The following is a 21,333-nucleotide window of genomic DNA, read 5'->3' as shown; positions in this document are numbered from 1 at the left end:
TTAAATCCTTCAGTCTCTTTGATGTTCACTGCTACTTGACCTAAATGACACAAAAAATAATTTAATTGGCAATTATCACTAGAGTAATTGCTCTTTTACATCATAAATTGCCGAAATGATCAAGGTAAATGGCTGAACATGACATTGTTAATCTTGTTTTATATTTCTATTATGGGTGAAAAATCAACATATTCTTGGTGAAAATAACAATGACAGCTGCATTAAAGGGATTGAAAGTTTTAGATTTTTCCACATTATTACCCGGACCCTTTGCGACCTTGTACTTAGCAGATCTAGGGGCAGAGGTGGTCCATATAGAGTCACCAAATCGACCAGACCTTGTCAGAATGTTGCCACCTTATGCAAATGGTCAAGCCACGGCGCACAGTTATTTGAATCGTAACAAGCAGTCGATTGCCCTAGATTTAAAAGATAGTCAGAGTATTGAACTCATTAAATCAAAAATTTCAGAATACGATATCGTCATTGAGCAGTTCCGTCCTGAAGTGATGCGACGTTTAGGACTCGACTATCAAACTTTATCTGAAATAAACCCACGTCTGATTTATTGTTCAATAACAGGATATGGGCAAACAGGTTCTTATAAAGATAAAGCGGGACATGACATTAATTATGTTTCACTTTCAGGGATTGCTGGACATTCAGGTCGACAGGAAAATGGACCACCACCAATGGGGATTCAAATTGCAGATGTCGCAGGCGGTTCTTTACACGCAGTGATCGGCATTTTAACAGCCGTGATCGAAAGGCAACGAAGTGGTTTAGGTCAATATATTGATATCTCTATGACGGATTGTGCGGTGACTTTAAACAATATGGCCGCGGCAGCTGTACTTGCAGGTGGGCAGAATCAGTACCCTGAAAATGAACATCTGAACGGGGGAACATTTTATGACTATTATCAAACGCAAGACGGGCGCTATATCTCAATTGGAAGTTTAGAACCTCAATTTATGACAGGTCTGGCAACTGTATTAGAACTGCCTATCTTATTGGAAAAAGGAACTTCATTTGATGTTGAAGATCGAAAAGCAGTCAAGACTGCCATCGCTGATAAAATCAAGGAAAAAAGTTTTGATGTATGGCGTAAAACATTTTCTGAATTAGACGTATGTGTAGAACCTGTGTTAAATCTAGACGAAGCTCTGACGTCAGATTTGGCTCAACAACGTGCTTGGACAGTAGATGTACCTCTAAGGAAAGATGCAAATGAGGTAGAAAAACAGTTGGCTTGCCCAATTAAATTTTCAAGATCCAAGGCACAGTATCATTATATCGGCCAAACCCTGGGTGAAGGGAACTGGTAGTCAAAGTATTGAATATATGAAAAAAAAGAACCGATCTGTATCGGTTCTTTAATCTATGTTTTCATACAGTAAATGAAATACTTTAGACTAAAGTCTATAATTGTCATGGAATGAAATTAGGCTGAGTCCCAATGGATTTAATTCAAGTAAATGGTCAACCGCGCTATGGGCGTTTTACAGAATTGCCAAGTGCAATTTCTGTCTCAAAATATATTTATAAAACGCCATATGGCAAAGTGCTCAAAGGATGGAGAAAAAAACTTAAATATAAGAAATTTAAGTTTTGTAGTATCCAACATGAGCATTACAGCATTGGGATGGCTATCGTCGATATCGCTTGGGCGGGACATGGTTTCATCTATATTTATGACCATAACACCGGACAAGTCGTCGAGTGGAATGCGATTAATGTATTGGCACACAGTACGGTTCTAGATGAACAGCCACTATTTAATCATAGCCATTTTCAACATGGAAAAATCCAACTCGATATCCAACATGCCAATGGTGTTCGTTATATCAAAGTGATCAAACATGGTGAAGAAAAACTGTCTGCACGAATCTTTTGTGCTGGAACAGATCCTTTGTCGATGTGCAGTCCTACTGGTATAAATGGTTGGACCTATACTCAGAAACTAACTACATTGGCCGTTGAAGGGTATTTCATTAATAAACAAAAAGAAAAAATTGAATTTAACTCACGAACTTTTGCTTCGCTTGATGATACTTGCGGTTTTCTAAGACCTGAAACGGCTTGGTTTTGGCTATCTTCTAATTTTTGGGATTCGCAAGGAAACCGTGTGGGTTTGAATCTTGCCTCTGGCGTGAATGAAAGCTTTGGCAATGAAAACTGTTTGTGGATTAATGGACGCCTTTATGCGTTGACGGATGTTCTTTTTGAAATGCAAAATGATCAGATGTGGACCATACGATCTATGGATGATAAATTACAATTGACCATTGAAACAGGCTGGCGCCGTTATGAAAATCTTAATCTTAGAATGGTAGGCAGCCAGTTCAGTCAGTGGCAATCTAAAATTACGGGTTTTATTATTTCAGATGATGGTCAGCATATTGAGCTTAATCAAGAGTATGGACTATTAGAGCAACATTACGCTAAATGGTAATGGCGTCATAACAACAAAAAAGTCCGATTGATCGGACTTTTTTACATTCTTTTTTATATCGCAGCTTGCCAAAAAGCTTCACCTGCTTGAATTGGATCTTGAGTTTCAGCGAGCGTATCAACCCAAACTTGGTATTGATGAATAATAGGGTGTTGATTTGGGTGAAAATCAGCTTTAAACCAGTCTAAATATTCTCGTTTTTTTGCCGTTAAAATGCCATCTTTTCCAAGCAACCATTTCAAGCCTTGAGCAAACATTTTTAACCTTTCAATTCGAGTAAAACCATCTTGTTTGAGAAGTCCATGTGTTCTTTGCATGGTAAATCCAAACATCATAAGCGTAACTAAAACCAAGGCGGTATAACGTGTAAGGTTTGAAGTCTGCGCTACCTCGATCATAACATCATAAGCAACATCGCGATGTTCCATTTCTTCAATACTATGCCATGCAAATAAACCCCGGACAAAAGGATGTGCATGGGCCATCGTACTTTTATGACTGAAAAATGTCGTTGCCATTAAAGCGGTTAAGTGTTCGCATGAAGCGGTGATAGCAATATTAAAACGATCAGGATACCTTTTTAACGCATGTTTGAAACGTTGATTGACTTGATGAATATATTTTTCAATCGGCATACCTTGCTCAATTAAAATTTGATTCATTTTGTCATGGGCAATACCGTGTTGCGCTTCTTGTTGAATAAAGTCTTTCACACGTTTGGCTAAGACAGGATCTTTAATATGCGGTTGAAATAGTCGGACACACTGTATGAAATATCGTTCTCCATCTGGAAATGTCAAACTCAAAGCATCAAATACACGTGTTTTAAAAGGATCGTTGTTAAACCAAAATCGTGGTACTTCGTTGAGTCGGAAATCAAGGTGCTTACGAATCACTGGATGGTATGTGGTAATTGCATTCATTTTATTTTTATCACTTATGCAGAAAGAACAAGTATGTAAAAAAATCACATTAAGGTCATTATCTCTACAGGACAAAAGAAGAGAGAAGGAGATTAAAACTGTAAGTAATGTCGGCTAAATCATCCGAATAAAAATGATTTAGCCAGTAATAGAAATACTATCGAGCTGCTTGCCAGAATGCTTCACCAGCTTGAATTGGATCATTGGTCTCGGCTAATGTTTTTACCCATACATCATATTGGGCAATCACAGGATGTTGGCTTGGATGGAAGTCTTTTTTAAACCAATCTAGGTATGGACCTTTCATTCTCGTTAACATGCCATTTCGACCGATAAACCATGGAAGTCCTTTGACGGTCATTTTGAAACGGTCTAAACGACTAAATCCGTCATACTTCAACATGATATTGGCACGATAAGTTGTAAATCCAAGCATCATGAAAGTTGTAAATGCCAAAGCAAATTGTCGAGTAAGTTCTGGAACATCACCGACTTGTTTCATGACATCAAAAGCCACATCACGATGCTCCATCTCTTCGATAGCATGCCATGCTAAAAGCGCGCGCACATAGGGGTGAGCATCTTCAAGGGTTGCTTTTTGACTATAAAAAGTATCAGCCATTAATGCAGTTAAGTGTTCGGCTGCAGCAGTCATGGCAATATTATATTGAGGTGAACGACGTGTCAGTTCGAATTTAAAAATTTTGTTAAGAACCTTAATAAATTGATCGACAGGCATACCTTGATCTTTCATGACCTGATTCATCTTGTCATGCGCAATTCCATGCTGTGCTTCTTGTCGAATAAAATCTGCGACGCGTTTTTGTAATTCAGGGTCTTTGATTTTATCTCTAAATAATCGAACTGATTCAATGAAGTAGCGCTCTCCGTCTGGGAAAGTTAGACTCAATGCATCAAACATACGGGTTTTGAATGGATCTCCACCAAACCAAAAACGAGGAATTTCTGAGAGCTTGAAATTGAGATTCGTGCGTACGACAGGATCAACCTGATATTTTACCAATGCGTTCATCTTATTTTCATTCATCCGCTTTAGATCGTTTAAGTATGTATGGCATTGGTCTGATTGTTTTGACAGTACTTGCCATTTTTTATACATTTTACGACAAATGAAAATGAATAAAGTCAATTTTGCCTAAAGGAATAGTGCATCGTGAAAGATATTCAAATACCCAATGGATATTTCCATTTATGGCAAACATTTATTCAAGTGAAACAGCTCGATAAAGAGATAAAGACTGCGTTAAATCAGGATGTTGATACGCTGAATAAAATTTTGGCAGCACCGATTGCCATGCAATCATCATATTCTTTTTTCTTAAAACTTAACTCTCTCACGCAGGTTTATTTGAATCGCGCCAATTATATTTTTGAAATGGCTCAATATGTGAAACCTGAGCATTTTGGTGTGCTTGGATATATGGCGACACGAAGTGAGACGGTGGCGGAAGCACTGAACTATATTTTAAGATTTAGCCGCTTGGTGATTGATGGTGAAGAGATTACACCCATGCAGATTCACCAGAACGGTGAAATACTGATTTTAAGCTGGCCGTTTATTTGTGATGACTATAATTTTATCAATGAGCTGACGAATGCCATGATGGTTTCATTGGCAAAGCAAATATTAGTGCATGATACCTTTCCACTGTATAAAGTGATCATGGCGCATGAAGCTATCGCACCATTGTATGAATATCAAAAGTTCTATGGTTGTCAGGTAGAGTTCAGCCAAGTTGAATATCAGTTTCAAATTCGCACTCAGGGGTTGCAGCTAAAACCCCAACAAGCAGATCCTTCACTTATGCAATTGTTGGTTCAACAAGCGGAAGAGGCGATTGCATCAAAACCCGTGCAATCGAGTCTTGATCGGCAACTCCACTTAATTATTGCTGAGTATTTGCGTATTCGTCACGAAGCGCCAAAGATTGAAGATATTGCGACAGAATTATGTTTGTCGGTGAGGACTTTGCAACGACAATTAAAAGATCGCGGAACATCATTTAAACGCATACTTGAGCAAGAGCGGATGTCACAATGTGAGCGCCTATTAAATCAGGGGCTAGAGTTAACGGATATCGCAGTGCAACTCGGTTACTCAGATCAGTCTGCGCTTGCTAGAGCATTTAAAATGTATAATGGAATAACGCTGTTGCAGTTTAAAAAACAACTTAAACAACGACCAACTCACCACCATAATCTAAGTTAGATTATGGAAATAAAAAAGGTAAGCATGTAGCTTACCTTTAAAGACTTCACTTTTATGCCAGTCTAAAATTGATTCATCTGTATTTTGGGATATCTAAAAGCAATGGAGAGTATAGCAATCACCGCTAAGATCCAGCAGTAATAAACGTTTTGGATCATTTCCATTGGCGATAATTTTGCAATTGAACATGCCAATAATAATTGTGCGCCAAACGGAATTAAGCCTTGAACAACACAAGAAAAAATATCCAACAAAGCAGCCGAGCGTTTTGGGTCAACACCATATTCTTTAGCAACTTCACGTGCCATATCGCCAGATAGAATAATGGCAACCGTATTATTTGCCACAAAGAAATTAGACAAGATTACCAGAAGGCAGATTCCGATTTCACCAGCTCTTTGCGTTCCCACTTTGAATAAACGCGTAAGTTGATAAATGCGTTGTATTAGCCACTCTAAGCCACCTTCTTTTCGCATAAGGGCAGAAATACCACCGAGTAACATTGAAAGCAATGCGACTTCAAACATGCCCAAAAAGCCATCGTAAATCGCAATATTTAATTTAAGTAGGTTAAAGTCGGGGGCTTGAGTCAGACCGACGAGTCCAGACATAACAATGCCCAGCATAAGTACAGCCAACACATGTAATCGGGTAAAAGCCAAAGCAAATACAGCTAAATAAGGCAAAATCAGCCAAAAATTATAGTCATTGAAAGAAACTTGTTGCGTATCACGACTCATCACAAAATAAATCAAAATCGTGAAAAGTGCTGCTGGTACTGCAATCCATACATTGACTTTAAATTTATCTTTTAGTTCTACACGTTGACTACGAGTTGCGGCGATAGTGGTATCTGAAATCATTGACAAGTTATCACCAAACATGGCTCCTCCAACCACAGCACCAATCGCAACAACAGGATTTATATCGGTGACTTGAGTGAAGCCAAATGCGATCGGCGCACAAGCAGCGATAGTACCCATCGAGGTGCCCATCGCAGTAGCAATAAACGCTGAAATAACAAAGAGCATTGGCAGGACAAAAGCCGAAGGAATGAGAGATAAACCTAATTGTACTGTTGCATCAACACTACCAATGGCACTACTAATACTGGCAAAAGCACCTGCCAGCATAAAGACCATAAACATTAAAATAAGATTAGGATGGCTTGCCCCACGGAGAAACTCATCTATACCTGTATTTAATTTGCCACGATAAAGTAATACCGCAAGAATAAGGGCGGGGATAGCAGCAATCGGGGCTTTAATTTGGTAGAAGGCAAACTCAGTGCCAATCAGAGTGTGATAAATACCGCTGCCCAAAAAAATGGCTAAAAACACAATAAGCGGTAGAAGGGCAAGCGCTCGCGGAGAAGCTTTGCCTGGGGAGATTGTGGTCATAACATAAGAAATAAAAGAGTAAGCATGTATAGTATAGAACAGCTTTGGCTAATTCAGAAAAGTTAAAATGTAAGTGCTAAGCTATTTGTTTTTAAACATTTTTAATCAATAAACATAAGTTCATATAAATATTCATGATTTAGAAAAAACAGAAAAAATCGAGCTTTTTGATCATTGTTAAAAAAATCAAAACATTGATAAATATGCACTTGGAATACTTAACTGAAAAGAGTGTTTGGTGCTTTTCATCACACTCTGTTCAATGAGTAAAAAATAGCGTTACAATGGGCCGTCTTGTATTTTACAAAACCAACTCCTCAATTCTATACAATTCAAGGAAAGTACATCCCTATGTCACGTTTAGCCACACGATTTGCACAGCTTAAATCTCAACAGCGTAAGGCTCTAGTTTCTTATGTCATGGCAGGTGACCCTCATCCACACGTAACGGTTCCTTTGTTACATCAAATGGTGGAAGCAGGTGTGGATGTAATTGAACTTGGCTTACCATTTTCAGATCCAATGGCCGATGGTCCAGTGATTGCACTTGCGGCTGAGCGAGCATTGGCAGCCGGTACAAATACATTGGATGCATTGGAAATGGTCAAGCAATTCCGTGAAAAGGACACAGATACACCAGTGGTGTTGATGGGTTATTTGAATCCTGTAGAAGTCATTGGATATGAAAAATTTGTATCAACTGCTCATGACTGTGGTGTGGACGGTATTCTTTTGGTGGACTTACCACCTGAAGAAGCACAAGCGCTCGATGTTGTCTTGAAAAAGTTTGATATGGATCAGATCTTCTTGTTGGCGCCAACATCTACAGATCAACGTATTCAACATGTCGCTAATCAAGCGAGTGGTTTTATTTACTACGTGTCTTTGAAGGGTGTAACAGGTGCAGCGACTTTAGATGTGAATGAAGCTGCTCAACGCATCGAAAAAATCAAGTCGATGACGGATGTACCTGTTGGTGTAGGTTTTGGTATTAGTGATGCAGCCTCTGCAAAAGCAATCGGAAGCGCAGCGGATGCGGTCATTGTTGGTAGTGCTTTTGTTAAACCATTTGCACAGACAACTCCTGATCAAGCAGTTGAACAGGCGGTCAATAAAGTCAAGGAGCTTCGAGCAGCGCTCGATGAGTTAGTATGAATCAAGAAGTTAAATCAGGGAAAACTTTAGCACCTGCAACACCTTGGACAGATCGTTCAGTACCAGGTATTCAAATCCCTGATCAACAGCAATCGTTAAAAGCGACGTTTACTGAGCCTACGATTGAATGTCCAGAATGTCATGCTCTGGTGACTCGTACGGCGATGTCTTTCAATGCTTATGTTTGTCCTCAATGTGATGAGCATTTAAAAATGAAAGCACGTGACCGCTTAAATTGGTTCTTTGATCAAACCGCAAAAGAATTAGGTCAAGAGTTTGTTGCAAAAGACCCACTCAAGTTTGTCGATAGCAAAGCTTATCCTGTGCGTATGAAAGAAGCACAAGAGAAAACTGGCGAAACTGAAGCACTCGTGGTGATGGAAGGGCAAATCAAAGGTTTATCATTAATCGCTTGTGCATTTGAATTTGATTTCATGGGCGGTTCGATGGGTACTGTAGTTGGTGATCGATTTGTACAAGCAGCAGAGCGTGCGATTGAAACCAAACAGCCAATGATTTGTTTTGCTGCCTCTGGTGGTGCTCGTATGCAAGAAGGAATGTTATCTTTAATGCAAATGGCACGTACATCAGCTGCGATTCAAAAAATGAAAGATGCTCGTATTCCGTACATTGTTGTATTAACTCATCCAGTATATGGTGGTGTGACCGCATCTTTAGCTATGTTAGGTGATGTGCATATCGCTGAGCCTAAAGCAATGATTGGTTTCGCTGGTAAACGTGTCATTGAACAGACTGTACGCGAAAAGTTAGAAGAACCGTTTCAACGTGCTGAATTCTTGCTTGATCATGGTGTAGTCGATCAAATTGTTCATCGTCACGCATTACGTGATACAGTTTATCGTATCGTAGCGAAATTGATGAATTTGCCTTGAACCTCACTGCTCCACTCAGTACAGATAATTTACAAACATGGCTCGATTATTGGAGCCATGTTCACGTTACAGGAATTGATTTAGGGCTTGAACGCGTCATTCCTGTGGCTGAAAAATTGGGCGTTACACACCCGCAAGCGAAAGTCATTACCGTTGCTGGTACGAATGGTAAGGGTTCAACAACCACAACCTTAGCTTCTATTCTGAATGCTCAAGGATATCAAGTCGGTCTGTATCAATCTCCGCATATCTATCGTTTCAATGAGCGTGTAAAACTCGCAGGTCAGGAAGTTTCAGATGAGCTTCTGATCGAAGCATTTGTTCAAGTTGATCAAGCACGACGTGAATGTGATTTAAGTTTATCTTTCTTTGAAGCAACAACCCTTGCAGCTTTTGTCATCTTCAAACAACAGAAATGTGATGTTTGGGTATTGGAAGTTGGACTTGGGGGACGTTTGGATGTTGTGAATGTCGTTAATCCAAATGTTGCGGTCATTACCAATATTGGATTGGATCACACAGATTGGCTGGGTGACACCATTGAAAAAATTGCTTTTGAGAAAGCGGGTATTATTCGTCCAGATATTCCAGTCATTTTTGGTGGGCAACAAATACTTCCAACATCAATTCAGGATAAAGTCATTGCATGTAATGCGACGCTGTCATGTCTAAATCAGGATTATTTTTATCAAGCAAATGGTGATGGTAAAACTTGGACATTTTCAAGTTCAGCACTGACCTTAAAATTACCATGTGGTCAGTTGGCCCTAGATAATGTTTCTACTGCCGTGGCTGCATTATTGGTCAGTGGATTGAAAATTTCTCAAACTGCACTAGAGCAGGGCATTATTCAAGCACATTTACCAGGTCGATTTGAAATAAGGGAAATCGCAGGAAAAACAGTGATTTTCGATGCGGGACATAATCCGCATGGTGTAGAATTTTTGTTAAAGCAATTGCGAAATTATTTAGAATACAATAAACAGTACACAGAAGTTATCGCTGTGTTTTCGATGTTAGCGGATAAAGATATAGATTCAGTCGTTAATTTATTGAAAAACACGGTATTTATGTGGAAAATTGCGCCGATGGATGTGCCTCGTGCAGCACCATTAAAACAATTAGAGTCAGCGCTTCAAGGTGAGACAGTACAACAGTATTCAAATGTACAGGTCGCATTTAAATCAGCACTTGAAGAAACAAAAAATAATCAGTTGATTTTGGTGTGTGGTTCGTTTCATACCTTAGAAGCGGTCTGGGAGTATTTAGAGAATGTCAATGAATAACAAACAACGCTGGATGGGTGGTGTTGTTTTATTGGGTGGTGGTGTTTTATTGGCAGCATTACTTCTAAAAGGCAAAGAAGAGATCCACCAAAATAATGTTGAACAACCGGTTGAAGCTGTTCAACAAAAAAAGAATGAACCTGAAGCAGTACAACTTCAACCTCTCACAGTTGATGTGGAAACTGAAAAGCGTTTACTTGAAGAGCAACGACGTGCTCGTGAGAAAGCTGTGGCAGAGCAAGAGGCTCGTGCTGCTGAATATTTAAGAATGCAACAAGAGGCCGAAGCTGAAGCCGCACGTCGCGCTGCTGAAGAATATGCTGCAATGAATGCTCGTCGAAACGCTGCTCAGCAAAGTTCAGACAATATTCCTCCTGAATTGGTTGAGGATGAAGCTGAAAAGCAAAAGCGTTTGGCTGAAGAAAAACGCATAGCTGAACAGAAGCGTTTAGCTGAGCAAAAAGAACAACAGGCGAAATCCTCAGAAGAACAAAAGCGTAAAGCCGAAGCAGAAAAACGTGCAGCTGAAAAGAAAGCAGCAGAGCAAAAAGCTGCTGAGGAAAAACGTAAAGCAGAAGAGGCGAAGAAGAAAGCTGAAGCTGATAAAAAAGCTGCAGAAGAGAAAAAACACAAAGCTGCTGAAGAAGCGAAGAAAAAAGCTGAGGCAGAAAAAGCTCGTGATCTGCTGGAAAATGGAGATCGTCAATGGATGGTTCAAGTGGCATTGGCTGCGAATGAGGCGAATGCAGATGCGCTTGCAGCTAAGCTTCGTGCCAAAGGATATAAGGTAACGAAGAGTCCAACGTCGAAAGGTATTCGAATTATGGTTGGTCCATCTAAAGATCGTGATTCGGCAGATGCGTTACGTAAGAAAATTAACAGTGATACAAGTTTAAATATGAAATCAGCATGGGTGATTGATTGGGTACCACTGGATAAGCGTCAATAGTTTCTTGCTTTGTTTTAGAAAAAAGGATTCAAACCATAATTTAAATCCTTTTTAAATCAATGCGTTAAAGATTATAAGCCATAATCAAAAAAAGCCTATCTGAGGATAGGCTGAACGCTGAAACTTGATGGCTCGTCAAAATTAATCAAGATCAGGTTGAGGTGTTAAACGTAGATAAGGTGTCACTGCCTTGTACCCTTTAGGAAAGTGTTGTTGAATTTCATTTTCGTCTTTAATAGAGGGAACAATCACAACATCTTCACCATGTTGCCAGTTTGCAGGGGTTGCCACTTTATAGTTATCTGTTAACTGTAATGAATCTATAACACGTAAAATTTCATGGAAATTGCGACCAGTTGACGCTGGATACGTAATAATCAAGCGTACTTTTTTATTTGGATCAATGATCACAAGAGATCGGACGGTTAGGGTCTCGCTGGCATTGGGATGGATGAAATCATATAAAGTCGAAACTTTACGATCCTGATCAGCAATGATTGGGAAATTTACCGTGGTAGACTGAGTTTCATTGATATCTTTAATCCAACCATGATGTGATTCAACATCATCTACAGAGAGAGCAATCGCTTTAACATTACGTTTTTCAAACTCGTCTTTTAGTTTTGCTGTAAAACCTAATTCCGTCGTACATACGGGAGTGTAGTCGGCAGGGTGTGAAAATAAAACTCCCCAATGATCTCCTAGAAAATCATAAAAATTAATTACTCCTTCACTTGATTGCTGTTCAAAGTCTGGAGCGGTGTCACCTAAACGTAATGCCATATATACCTCTATTCTTATCAAAACCTTAATGTGCTGAAATTAATATGGCGGAAACTCTTTATAATTAAAAATAGTGTTTTTTTATTTACTTATGAAAAAAATAGATTTATTTGACTGCCTGAGTGCAAATAAACGCTCATAAAATTGAATTTGAACGATATATATTTTTGATCAAATTTGCTACATTAACTCGCCGTTGCTCATGCGTCATGGAAAATAATCCAGAAATTTTTTGATTGCATTTGTTTAAAACCCTTGTACTTCAAATTTCTAGCACCATAATAACGTTTGAGAAAAATCATTTTGATAAGTAAGTTTTAGAGAGTCTATATGTTGGCAAGTCTGATCGGAGGAATCTTCGGTACTAAAAACGAGCGCGAATTGAAGCGTATGCGTAAAATTGTCGAGAAGATCAATGCGCTCGAGCCGACGATATCTGTGTTAAGTGATGCAGACTTATCTGCAAAAACAGAAGAATTCAAACAACGTTATAAAAACGGCGAAAGTCTTGATCGCTTGTTACCAGAAGCTTTCGCGGTATGTCGTGAAGCTGGTAAGCGTATTATGGGTATGCGTCATTATGACGTACAGTTGATTGGTGGTATTACCCTACATGAAGGTAAAATTGCAGAAATGCGTACAGGTGAAGGTAAAACCCTAATGGGTACTTTGGCTGTATATTTAAATGCAATTAGTGAACAAGGTGTTCACGTTATTACTGTCAATGATTATCTGGCGCAACGTGATGCTGAGTTAAACCGTCCACTTTATGAATTTTTGGGATTATCTGTTGGGGTGATTTACTCCATGCAGAATCCTGTCGAAAAAGCAGAAGCTTATCGAGCAGACATTACCTACGGTACAAACAACGAATTTGGTTTCGACTATCTTCGTGACAATATGGTGTTCTCGTTAGCCGAGAAAAAACAACGTGGTCTTGCTTATGCGATTATCGATGAGGTTGACTCGATCTTAATTGACGAAGCACGTACTCCACTTATTATTTCGGGTCAAAGCGAAGATTCTTCGCAACTTTATGCGGCAATGAATGCGATTCCGCCAAAGTTACATGCTCAAAAAGAAGAAAAAGTTGCAGATGGTGGGCACTTCTGGATCGATGAAAAGCAACGTTCAGTCGAAATCACAGAAGCTGGTTTTGAAGCCATTGAAAGTGAACTTATTGCGATGGGATTATTGGCAGAAGGTGAGAGTCTATATTCTGCAGCCAACTTAAATCTTGTTCATCATGTGACAGCTTCTATTCGCGCACATTACTTGTATCAACGTAACGTGCATTATATTGTCCATGACGGTGAAGTGATTATTGTCGACGAAAATACAGGTCGTACGATGCCTGGTCGTCGTTGGTCTGAAGGTTTACATCAAGCGGTAGAAGCGAAAGAAGGTTTAGAAATTCAACCTGAAAACCAAACGCTTGCAACGACCACATTCCAAAACTATTTCCGTTTATACCGTAAACTTTCAGGTATGACAGGTACAGCAGATACTGAAGCTGCTGAAATGAAAGAAATTTATGGCTTAGATGTGGTGCTGATTCCAACCCATCGTCCAATGATTCGTAAAGATCTGAATGACTTAATTTATTTGAATCGTAATGGTAAATACAATGCGATTATTGAAGAAATTAAGAAAATTCATGAAGCTGGTGTTGCACCGATTTTGATTGGTACGGCAACAATTGAAGCTTCTGAAATCTTATCGGATAAACTGAAAGAAGCGGGTATCGCACACGAAGTGCTGAATGCCAAACAGCATGAGCGTGAAGCGGATATTATTGCACAAGCTGGCTCTCCACGTGCCGTGACTATTGCGACCAACATGGCAGGGCGTGGTACGGATATCTTGCTCGGTGGTAACTGGAAAGCGAAACTGGCGAAAATTGAAAATCCAACTCCTGAAGATGAAGCACGTTTAAAAGCAGAATGGGAACAAAATAACCAACTGGTGCTGAATTCTGGTGGTTTACACATTATTGGTTCTGAACGTCATGAATCTCGTCGTATTGATAACCAATTACGTGGTCGTTCAGGTCGTCAAGGTGATCCAGGTGTTTCGCGTTTCTTCTTATCGTTAGAAGATGATTTGATGCGTATCTTTGCAGGTGATCGTGTCGTCGCAATGATGCGTGCAATGGGTCTGCAAGAAAATGAAGCCATTGAACATAAAATGGTGTCTCGTTCGATTGAAAACGCCCAACGTAAGGTTGAAGCACGTAACTTCGATATTCGTAAGAACCTGTTGAAGTATGATGATGTAAATAATGAACAACGTAAAATTATATACTCACAGCGTGATGAAATTCTGGCAGAAAGTACATTGCAAGAATACATCGAGTCAATGCATGAAGAAGTGATGAAAGGGGTGATTGAAACGTATATCCCACCTGAATCAATTCATGATCAGTGGGATGTCCCAGGTCTTGAATCTGCATTACGCTCAGACTTTAATATTGATCTTCCTGTGCAGCAATGGTTGGATCAAGATCGTCGATTAGATGAAGAAGCATTAGCACGTCGTATTACTGATGAGGTTTTACAACGCTATCGTGCGCGTCGTGAACAAATGGGGGCTGAATCTGCAGCAGTGTTAGAACGAAACTTTATGTTAAGTTCTTTAGATCGCCACTGGAAAGATCATTTAGCAGCGATGGATTATTTACGTCAAGGTATTCATTTACGCGGTTATGCGCAAAAGAATCCTGAGCAGGAATATAAGAAAGAAGCATTTAATCTGTTTGTAAATATGTTAGCTGTCATTAAGTCTGATGTTGTGACAGATCTTTCATTGGTGCGATTACCAACGCCTGAAGAGCTGGCAGAAATGGAAGCACAGCAGCAAGCTCAAGCTGAAGCGATGCAACTTTCACTTTCTCATGCTGAAGTTGATGGTTTAACAGGTGAGCAAACAGTTAATACTCAAGAATTGGATCAGAATGAAGTTGAGATTACGCCACCTCAAAGCCGTAATGCACCTTGTCCATGTGGTTCTGGTTTAAAATACAAGCAGTGTCACGGTAAAATCTAAATTTCATGAAGCAGAACTTAGGTTCTGCTTTTTTTATTTTATTATAGTGCTTGGTCAGTTCATGTGAATAAGCATTGCCAATTTTCTCAGTTAATGCTATTTAATTTTGCATGATTGAATATATGGAAGCGACAATGAAAAAAATACTAAAACCGGCTTTATTTGCAGTTTTTGCTTTACCAGCTTTTGCATTTGCCAATACTGATACAAAAACTGTACCTCTAGCGAAAGTTCAAGCAGCTGCGGGTGTTACTCAAGCACAAACTGAAGTTAAAAATGACTCCACAACGGTGATAAGTCCACGCACTGGTATTCGTTATACACTTGGTAATACGGCTGGTCGACCAATTATTCTTCAAACAGCTGCAATAGCACCAGCAACACCAGCTACAGCAAATCGTATTGTTGCATCAAATCCAGCTCTTTCAAGTTCAAGTCAAGAAAAAGCAAAACAAGCTTTATTAGAACAAACTGTATCTAATTAATTTTAGAATTTCGTACTAAAGCCAGTCTTTGACTGGCTTTATTGTTTTTAGGGATCGAGATTTATTTCAAATCATTCATTTCAATCAACCCTAATGCCTTATTCACTCGATTTTTTTTCTAATTTCTAATAAGCTTAGCCATCATTTTTTTTAATTCGGACAATCAAAAATGGCGGTGGGTGACGTATCAATGCCACAAATGCATGTGGTAAAGGGTGTAAGAATTGGCTCAGCAGAAGCGTATGTACGTTACCCAAATCGACGTGACTTGGTTGTATTTGAATTTGCACAAGGCACTCAAGTTGCAGGTGTATTTACCCAAAATGCTTTTTGCGCAGCGCCAGTACATATTTCAAAACTGCATTTGTCTCAAACAAATCCACGTTACCTTGTAATTAATACAGGCAATGCGAATGCAGGTACTGGTCCTACAGGTATGAAAAATGCAAAGGACACTTGTGCTGAATTTGCCAAAATTGCTGGTGTAAATGAGAACGAGGTTTTGCCATTCTCAACAGGCGTAATTGGTGAACAATTACCAATGGAGCGTTTGATTGCTGGGTTAAAACCAGCATTTGAGAGTCTTGAAGATGATGTATGGCCTCAGGCAGCATCAGGTATTATGACGACGGATACTTTACCTAAGGGGGCTTCTGAACAATTTGAAATTGACGGGGTTGTTTATACAATGACGGGGATTTCAAAAGGTGCAGGAATGATCCGTCCTAATATGGCAACAATGTTGTCTTTCGTAGCGACAGACGCGCCTATTGCTCGTGAATTGGTTCAAAAACTATTAAAAACCACGGTTGAACAATCATTTAATCGCATCACGATTGATGGTGATACATCTACTAACGACTCTTGTATTTTTGCAGCAACTGGTCAAGCAGGTGGTGCTGAAATTACATCTAAAGAAGATGCTCGTTACTCTGTTGTTTTAGATGTACTTACACGTGTCATGAAGCGCTTGGCTCAGTTGATCGTTCGAGATGGTGAAGGTGCAACCAAATTTATAACTGTTTCAGTTGAAGGTGGTGCAAATACGCAAGAGTGTTGTGACATCGCTTACAGCATTGCACATTCACCTTTGGTAAAAACAGCGTTCTTTGCTTCTGACCCTAACTGGGGGCGTATCTTGGCTGCAATCGGTTATGCTGGTGTCCCAGATTTAAATGTCGACAAAATCCAAGTATGGTTAGATGATGTCCAGATCTGTAAAGATGGTGGTGCAGCGGCAGATTACACAGAAGAGGCTGGTGCTAAAGTAATGAATCAATCAGAAATTACTATCCGCGTTGATTTGGGCCGTGGTTCTGCCAAAGATACGGTTTACACCTGTGATTTGTCATATGATTATGTCAAGATCAACGCAGATTATCGTTCTTAAATAAATTAAGCCTCCCTGTTGAGGCTTTTTATTTATCAAATTTTAATGATTGGTCAAATCCAATCGGTGTGTAATTGCTTATATTGATAAGCGCTATGGATAGAGATGCAAATAATGAATGATGCAACCAATTTAATTGCAAATGATGCGAAAGCAATTGTTCAAGCTCATTTAGACCTGATTGGTGAATCTAACAATCAAGATTTAACACCAGAGTTAAAGCAGCAAAAATTTGCTGAGATCCAGGCTGAATTGGAAAAGCGTAATGCGGTATTGGTTGCTCATTATTATTGTGATCCGGTCGTACAGGAGCTTGCGGAGCTTACTGGTGGTTGTGTTTCAGATTCACTTGAAATGGCACGTTTTGGACGTGATCATGATGCGACAACACTCGTTGTGGCTGGTGTGAAGTTTATGGGTGAAACTTCTAAAATTTTATCACCTAACAAAACCATTTTAATGCCTACTTTAGAGGCAACTTGTTCACTCGATCTAGGTTGTCCTGTAGATGAGTTTACCAAGTTCTGTGATGCTCATCCTGATCATACTGTTGTGGTTTATGCAAATACCTCAGCTGCGGTAAAAGCACGTGCAGATTGGGTGGTAACATCAAGTTGTGCTGTCGAAATTGTTGAGCATTTAGATAGTTTAGGTGAAAAAATTATTTGGGCACCTGATCAGCATTTAGGACGTTACATTCAAAAGAAAACTGGAGCGGATATGTTGCTCTGGGATGGTTCTTGTATCGTACATGAAGAATTTAGAGCACGTGGCATCGCTCAGATGAAAGCCATCTATCCTGATGCTGCAGTTTTAGTACATCCTGAATCACCAGAATCGGTAATTGATGTTGCTGACGCAGTAGGAAGTACCTCACAATTGATTAAAGCTGCAAAAGAACTACCGCATGAAACAATGATTGTTGCGACCGATCGCGGTATTTTTTATAAGATGCAACAAATGGTGCCGAATAAGACTTTGATTGAGGCTCCTACGGCAGGTGAGGGGGCGACTTGTCGTTCTTGTGCACACTGTCCATGGATGGCAATGAATGAATTGGATGGCATTTTGCATGTTTTACGACATGGTGATCAGGAAGTGCATGTTGATCCCGCTTTAGCAGAGCGCGCTAAATTACCATTAGATCGAATGTTAAACTTTAGTGCGTCATTAAAGCGTTAATATTAGTCAAAATGCTTGATAAATATACATTTGAAGTGTTTTTTTGATTTTTTTTGAAGATAGGTGTTGACGTTATCCAGCGTCACGCCTAGAATGCACACCGTACCGAACGATACATCAAACGATAAGTTGAACGGTACAAAAGCTGAGATGAATCGGAGTATAGCACAGCCTGGTAGTGCACCTGGTTTGGGACCAGGGGGTCGTAGGTTCGAATCCTACTGCTCCGACCAATTCTTCAAGGCAAAGGTTTTCCAATGATCTCGCAATCATGGGTAATGCGCCTGTAGCTCAGTTGGATAGAGCATCCGCCTTCTAAGCGGATGGTCACAGGTTCGAATCCTGTCAGGCGCGCCATTGGTCGCTTGATTTTATAGAACCAAATTTTGTGATGGTGGATGTAGCTCAGTTGGTAGAGCCCCGGATTGTGATTCCGGTTGTCGCGGGTTCGAATCCCGTCATTCACCCCAACACAAACCGATGTAATCGGAGTATAGCACAGCCTGGTAGTGCACCTGGTTTGGGACCAGGGGGTCGTAGGTTCGAATCCTACTGCTCCGACCATTTATTTCATTATAAATGGTCAGATAAAATATACCGCGTTAAGCGGTTTTTTTATGTCTGATTTTTGCTGTTAAAAAAAGATCCTATCAGGATCTTTTTTTGTTGAATGTTTAAGGCACGATAATAACAGCAACGCGTCTATTTTCTGCATGGGCAGCGTCAGTATTTGCAGTATTAATAGGTTGGGTGGAACCGCGACCAATGGTTTGGATATGAGTAGGGTTAAAACCCTCTTCGATAAAAATAGTGCTTACGCTTCGGGCACGGCTTTCAGAAAGTTTAAAATTATAATCTGGATTGCCAATAAGATCGGTATGACCGACGATACGGACTTTCTTTAAATTGTACTTTTGTAGTTGTGCTGCGAGATGTTGAATCTGTTCACGATTTTTTTTAGAGATTTCAGCCTGATCGAAATCGAAAAGAAGTCGTTCGGGGAGTCCCAAACTCCAACCTTCCTCTGTGAGGACGAAACCTTGTTGTTTTAACATTTTTACTTGTTTATAGCTTAAAGATCCCATACCCAAGCATGCACTTAATCCTATACAAAGAATGCTCATGATAAAAAGTTTGAAACTACGATTGAGCATAGGTATTAATCCTCAGTAAAAACTCTATTGTTGAAATATGTGCCAATGATGTTTTAGATTCTTCGCTTTGTACATCGCTTGGTCTGCTTGAGAAATTAAGTCCTCTGGGTTATGAGCTTCTTTAGCCAAAGCAATACCAAGACTAAAACTAAAATGAATTGATTGTCCGTTATATTTTAAGGGCTCATCAGAACATTTTATAAGATTTTCGGCGATCGAAATTAAGTGATCCACCTGACTGACAGGACTTAGGATAATTGCAAATTCATCACCGCTTAATCTTGCGACAAAATCATTTTGACGAGTGTTTTGTTTTAATCGTTTAGCCATCTCTTTCAACACTTCATCCCCTACTAAATGACCATATTGATCGTTAATAGACTTAAATTTATTGTTATCTATAAAAATCAAAACAGTATTTTCACGTTTATCAGGCTGATCGAAAAGGCTACACAAAACTTTATAAAAGTAATGTCGGTTTGGTAATTGTGTTAATTCATCATGTTGTACTTGATAATTAAGCTGCGTATTTTCAGACTGTAACTGATTGTGCCAAGATTGAATTTCTTCTAATAGTTGATTAAATACTGAGTTTAGATGATGAAATTCTTGAATATCATTTTTTGGAAAGCGGAGATTATATGCTTTTTGTTGACTCACTAATTGTGCTGTATGAATAATTGGTGATATAGAATTCATAATATGACGATAGGTTGCATTAACCGACCACCATAAGGCGAAAATCATAAAAAGCATACCTAAGATCAAGGCTAAACAAATCTTGATAATGAATAAAATGATATCTTGAGAACTGCCGAATAGATGAAGCTCACCGACCAATTGTCCATTGTGAGTAACTTCAATTTGAATCGGCTTAGAAAAAAATAATCCATCAAACCAAGTTTGAAGTTCTGAATGGCGATCTATCAGTTTGCTGCTTTCAGTGATTTTAACTTTACTGCTATCCAATACTTGGATAAGGCGAATTGAATGTTGTTGTGTGTACTCGTGTAAAATATTGTCTAAAGTGTATTTATCTTGGAAAACAAGAGCAGGTTGAATGCGTTCCGCAATTGTGCGACTCACTAAGGTTAAGTTTTGATTGGCGTATGATTTCACCGTAAAAATTGAAATCGTTGCAAAAATTAAAGTGCAGATCAAAAAAGTAATCGCAAAAATTAAAAATTGTGATCTTCTAAATAGTGATTGGAGTGAAGTTAATCCAAAAAATTTATCAATCATCTGAATTACTCCATTTCTGTGCAAGAAGTAATACACGAGGATCAACGTGGATTTTGGTTTTTGCAAGACTGTCTAAATTGACTTTAAATTTTGTAATACCTGCTTTATTGCTATAGAGACAGAAAACACTTCCAACCTCGCAATCTTCATTATTTGTTGAAAATGAGAGAATTGACTTATTTAGTGATTCTCGGATGAGTTTTTGTTCGACTGTTGGAGAAGATTTAGAGAAAAATATAACATCACAATTGGTCTTGTTTAATTCATAATCATGAATATTTTGTGCTTTGATATTTGAATTTTGCTTTTGAATAGTTTGATTAAACTCTGCTAATGCCACAGTGTTATCAATTAGACATAAATCTGGTTGTGGAGATGAAATTTTGGCATAGCTCAAAATAGATAGAGTCATTTGATAAATGTTCTGGTTGGAATTGGCATGGCTAAAGCTGCACATCAAAAGCAGTAGGGAGATCAATACGGCTTTTTTGATTTTAAATATAGCCATTTAGTAAGATAGTTCTAGTCAGTTAAATAATAGTGACTATTCTAATCTAATTTTAATAAAGTTAAAGTGTTCGATTTTTTATCAATATCATACTGAATGATGTGAATTTGACTATTTAATGCCCACTCAAAACTCATAATTTAAAAAAATACTAAAATATTGAAAAAAGAGGTTGCATTGGATATGAAATACTGTAGAATGCACATCCATCGGCGGTGATGTTGATTAAAACTTGTTGAAAAACAAGGATTTA

At 39.0% G+C, this 21,333-nt stretch carries 18 protein-coding genes and 4 tRNA genes; 15 read left to right on the top strand and 7 right to left on the bottom strand.

Annotation, left to right across the window (positions count from 1 at the left end; translation table 11 throughout):
* Positions 1-209 precede the first annotated feature (209 nt).
* Both AC1M9F_RS13460 and AC1M9F_RS13455 read left to right on the top strand, forming a co-directional pair.
* Positions 210-1,328 carry a CaiB/BaiF CoA transferase family protein gene (locus AC1M9F_RS13460; RefSeq protein ID WP_481598018.1) on the top strand — a complete coding sequence of 373 codons (1,119 nt, stop codon included), beginning with the start codon at positions 210-212 and terminating at the stop codon, positions 1,326-1,328.
* Between the two features lie 131 nt (positions 1,329-1,459).
* Positions 1,460-2,455, top strand: a complete 996-nt coding sequence (locus AC1M9F_RS13455) for a DUF2804 domain-containing protein (RefSeq protein WP_481598017.1) — start codon at positions 1,460-1,462, stop codon at positions 2,453-2,455.
* Between the two features lie 53 nt (positions 2,456-2,508).
* Here AC1M9F_RS13455 and AC1M9F_RS13450 read toward each other — a convergent pair whose 3' ends face one another.
* Together AC1M9F_RS13450 and AC1M9F_RS13445 are read right to left on the bottom strand one after the other, a co-directional pair.
* Positions 2,509-3,378, bottom strand: a complete 870-nt coding sequence (locus tag AC1M9F_RS13450; RefSeq protein WP_481598016.1) for a metal-dependent hydrolase — start codon at positions 3,376-3,378, stop codon at positions 2,509-2,511.
* A 157-nt stretch (positions 3,379-3,535) separates the two neighbouring features.
* Complete coding sequence (locus tag AC1M9F_RS13445; protein ID WP_035267930.1) at positions 3,536-4,411, bottom strand: metal-dependent hydrolase; 876 nt, start codon at positions 4,409-4,411, stop codon at positions 3,536-3,538.
* A 141-nt stretch (positions 4,412-4,552) separates the two neighbouring features.
* Here AC1M9F_RS13445 and AC1M9F_RS13440 point away from each other — a divergent pair, with 141 nt between their 5' ends.
* A complete protein-coding gene (locus AC1M9F_RS13440) occupies positions 4,553-5,608 on the top strand; it encodes an AraC family transcriptional regulator (RefSeq protein WP_481590896.1) in 1,056 nt (351 codons plus the stop codon).
* 62 nt (positions 5,609-5,670) lie between these two features.
* Here the strand turns inward: AC1M9F_RS13440 and AC1M9F_RS13435 are convergent, their stop codons facing one another.
* Positions 5,671-7,008 carry a Na+/H+ antiporter NhaC family protein gene (locus tag AC1M9F_RS13435; protein WP_481598015.1) on the bottom strand — a complete coding sequence of 446 codons (1,338 nt, stop codon included), beginning with the start codon at positions 7,006-7,008 and terminating at the stop codon, positions 5,671-5,673.
* A gap of 351 nt (positions 7,009-7,359) precedes the next feature.
* On the opposite strand from AC1M9F_RS13435, the gene trpA reads away from it, so the two are divergent.
* Genes trpA through AC1M9F_RS13415 form a run of 4 tightly spaced genes read left to right on the top strand, consistent with a single transcriptional unit; the run spans position 7,360 to position 11,291 of the window.
* Positions 7,360-8,163 carry a tryptophan synthase subunit alpha gene (gene trpA, locus AC1M9F_RS13430; RefSeq protein ID WP_035267926.1) on the top strand — a complete coding sequence of 268 codons (804 nt, stop codon included), beginning with the start codon at positions 7,360-7,362 and terminating at the stop codon, positions 8,161-8,163.
* Positions 8,160-9,056: an acetyl-CoA carboxylase, carboxyltransferase subunit beta gene (accD, locus tag AC1M9F_RS13425; RefSeq protein WP_035267924.1), complete on the top strand. Its 897-nt coding sequence runs from the start codon at positions 8,160-8,162 to the stop codon at positions 9,054-9,056. The genes trpA and accD overlap by 4 nt, the downstream gene beginning before the upstream one ends.
* Positions 9,053-10,342, top strand: a complete 1,290-nt coding sequence (gene folC, locus AC1M9F_RS13420; RefSeq protein WP_481598014.1) for a bifunctional tetrahydrofolate synthase/dihydrofolate synthase — start codon at positions 9,053-9,055, stop codon at positions 10,340-10,342. The genes accD and folC overlap by 4 nt, the downstream gene beginning before the upstream one ends.
* Positions 10,329-11,291, top strand: a complete 963-nt coding sequence (locus tag AC1M9F_RS13415) for an SPOR domain-containing protein (RefSeq protein ID WP_481598013.1) — start codon at positions 10,329-10,331, stop codon at positions 11,289-11,291. The genes folC and AC1M9F_RS13415 overlap by 14 nt, the downstream gene beginning before the upstream one ends.
* Positions 11,292-11,432: 141 nt before the next feature.
* Here AC1M9F_RS13415 and AC1M9F_RS13410 read toward each other — a convergent pair whose 3' ends face one another.
* Entirely contained in the window at positions 11,433-12,074 is a 642-nt protein-coding gene (locus AC1M9F_RS13410) for a peroxiredoxin (RefSeq protein ID WP_481598012.1), read from the bottom strand.
* 330 nt (positions 12,075-12,404) lie between these two features.
* Here AC1M9F_RS13410 and secA point away from each other — a divergent pair, with 330 nt between their 5' ends.
* The 8 genes from secA to AC1M9F_RS13370 all read left to right on the top strand — a co-directional run bounded on the left by secA (position 12,405) and on the right by AC1M9F_RS13370 (position 18,740).
* The gene (gene secA, locus AC1M9F_RS13405; RefSeq protein ID WP_035267914.1) at positions 12,405-15,119 is read left to right on the top strand and encodes a preprotein translocase subunit SecA; all 2,715 of its coding nucleotides are present in this window, start codon (positions 12,405-12,407) and stop codon (positions 15,117-15,119) included.
* A gap of 134 nt (positions 15,120-15,253) precedes the next feature.
* Positions 15,254-15,604, top strand: a complete 351-nt coding sequence (locus tag AC1M9F_RS13400) for a hypothetical protein (protein ID WP_092768561.1) — start codon at positions 15,254-15,256, stop codon at positions 15,602-15,604.
* A gap of 169 nt (positions 15,605-15,773) precedes the next feature.
* Positions 15,774-16,994, top strand: a complete 1,221-nt coding sequence (argJ, locus tag AC1M9F_RS13395; protein WP_481592341.1) for a bifunctional glutamate N-acetyltransferase/amino-acid acetyltransferase ArgJ — start codon at positions 15,774-15,776, stop codon at positions 16,992-16,994.
* 114 nt (positions 16,995-17,108) lie between these two features.
* Positions 17,109-18,176: a quinolinate synthase NadA gene (gene nadA / locus AC1M9F_RS13390; RefSeq protein WP_481590904.1), complete on the top strand. Its 1,068-nt coding sequence runs from the start codon at positions 17,109-17,111 to the stop codon at positions 18,174-18,176.
* A gap of 156 nt (positions 18,177-18,332) precedes the next feature.
* Positions 18,333-18,409, top strand: a tRNA-Pro gene (locus AC1M9F_RS13385).
* Positions 18,410-18,456: 47 nt separating this feature from the next.
* A tRNA-Arg gene (locus tag AC1M9F_RS13380) sits at positions 18,457-18,533 on the top strand.
* 37 nt (positions 18,534-18,570) lie between these two features.
* A tRNA-His gene (locus AC1M9F_RS13375) sits at positions 18,571-18,646 on the top strand.
* Between the two features lie 17 nt (positions 18,647-18,663).
* Positions 18,664-18,740 (top strand) — tRNA-Pro (locus AC1M9F_RS13370).
* A 110-nt stretch (positions 18,741-18,850) separates the two neighbouring features.
* On the opposite strand, the gene yfiB is transcribed toward AC1M9F_RS13370, so the two are convergent.
* Genes yfiB through yfiR form a run of 3 tightly spaced genes read right to left on the bottom strand, consistent with a single transcriptional unit; the run spans position 18,851 to position 21,029 of the window.
* A complete protein-coding gene (yfiB, locus tag AC1M9F_RS13365; RefSeq protein ID WP_481592342.1) occupies positions 18,851-19,330 on the bottom strand; it encodes an outer membrane lipoprotein YfiB in 480 nt (159 codons plus the stop codon).
* Between the two features lie 24 nt (positions 19,331-19,354).
* The gene (gene dgcN / locus AC1M9F_RS13360) at positions 19,355-20,572 is read right to left on the bottom strand and encodes a diguanylate cyclase DgcN/YfiN (RefSeq protein WP_481598011.1); all 1,218 of its coding nucleotides are present in this window, start codon (positions 20,570-20,572) and stop codon (positions 19,355-19,357) included.
* A complete protein-coding gene (yfiR, locus tag AC1M9F_RS13355; protein WP_481598035.1) occupies positions 20,565-21,029 on the bottom strand; it encodes a regulatory sequestration protein YfiR in 465 nt (154 codons plus the stop codon). Before yfiR ends, dgcN begins: the two co-directional genes overlap by 8 nt.
* Positions 21,030-21,333: the final 304 nt, after the last annotated feature.

It is taken from the genome of Acinetobacter sp. ANC_7504, assembly GCF_056779995.1.
Note: the sequence above shows the minus strand (reverse complement) of the source record. Positions and strands in the feature narration are given on the sequence as shown.

Bases quoted from the DNA above. Each gene is read 5' to 3' on its own strand.
- AC1M9F_RS13460 (WP_481598018.1), top strand. From the start codon at position 210: ATGACAGCTGCATTAAAGGGATTGAAAGTTTTAGATTTTTCCACATTA.
- AC1M9F_RS13455 (WP_481598017.1), top strand. From the start codon at position 1,460: ATGGATTTAATTCAAGTAAATGGTCAACCGCGCTATGGGCGTTTTACA.
- AC1M9F_RS13450 (WP_481598016.1), bottom strand. From the start codon at position 3,378: ATGAATGCAATTACCACATACCATCCAGTGATTCGTAAGCACCTTGAT.
- AC1M9F_RS13445 (WP_035267930.1), bottom strand. From the start codon at position 4,411: ATGAACGCATTGGTAAAATATCAGGTTGATCCTGTCGTACGCACGAAT.
- AC1M9F_RS13435 (WP_481598015.1), bottom strand. From the start codon at position 7,008: ATGACCACAATCTCCCCAGGCAAAGCTTCTCCGCGAGCGCTTGCCCTT.
- trpA (WP_035267926.1), top strand. From the start codon at position 7,360: ATGTCACGTTTAGCCACACGATTTGCACAGCTTAAATCTCAACAGCGT.
- accD (WP_035267924.1), top strand. From the start codon at position 8,160: ATGAATCAAGAAGTTAAATCAGGGAAAACTTTAGCACCTGCAACACCT.
- AC1M9F_RS13415 (WP_481598013.1), top strand. From the start codon at position 10,329: ATGTCAATGAATAACAAACAACGCTGGATGGGTGGTGTTGTTTTATTG.
- AC1M9F_RS13410 (WP_481598012.1), bottom strand. From the start codon at position 12,074: ATGGCATTACGTTTAGGTGACACCGCTCCAGACTTTGAACAGCAATCA.
- secA (WP_035267914.1), top strand. From the start codon at position 12,405: ATGTTGGCAAGTCTGATCGGAGGAATCTTCGGTACTAAAAACGAGCGC.
- AC1M9F_RS13400 (WP_092768561.1), top strand. From the start codon at position 15,254: ATGAAAAAAATACTAAAACCGGCTTTATTTGCAGTTTTTGCTTTACCA.
- argJ (WP_481592341.1), top strand. From the start codon at position 15,774: ATGGCGGTGGGTGACGTATCAATGCCACAAATGCATGTGGTAAAGGGT.
- nadA (WP_481590904.1), top strand. From the start codon at position 17,109: ATGAATGATGCAACCAATTTAATTGCAAATGATGCGAAAGCAATTGTT.
- yfiB (WP_481592342.1), bottom strand. From the start codon at position 19,330: ATGCTCAATCGTAGTTTCAAACTTTTTATCATGAGCATTCTTTGTATA.
- dgcN (WP_481598011.1), bottom strand. From the start codon at position 20,572: ATGATTGATAAATTTTTTGGATTAACTTCACTCCAATCACTATTTAGA.
- yfiR (WP_481598035.1), bottom strand. From the start codon at position 21,029: ATGTGCAGCTTTAGCCATGCCAATTCCAACCAGAACATTTATCAAATG.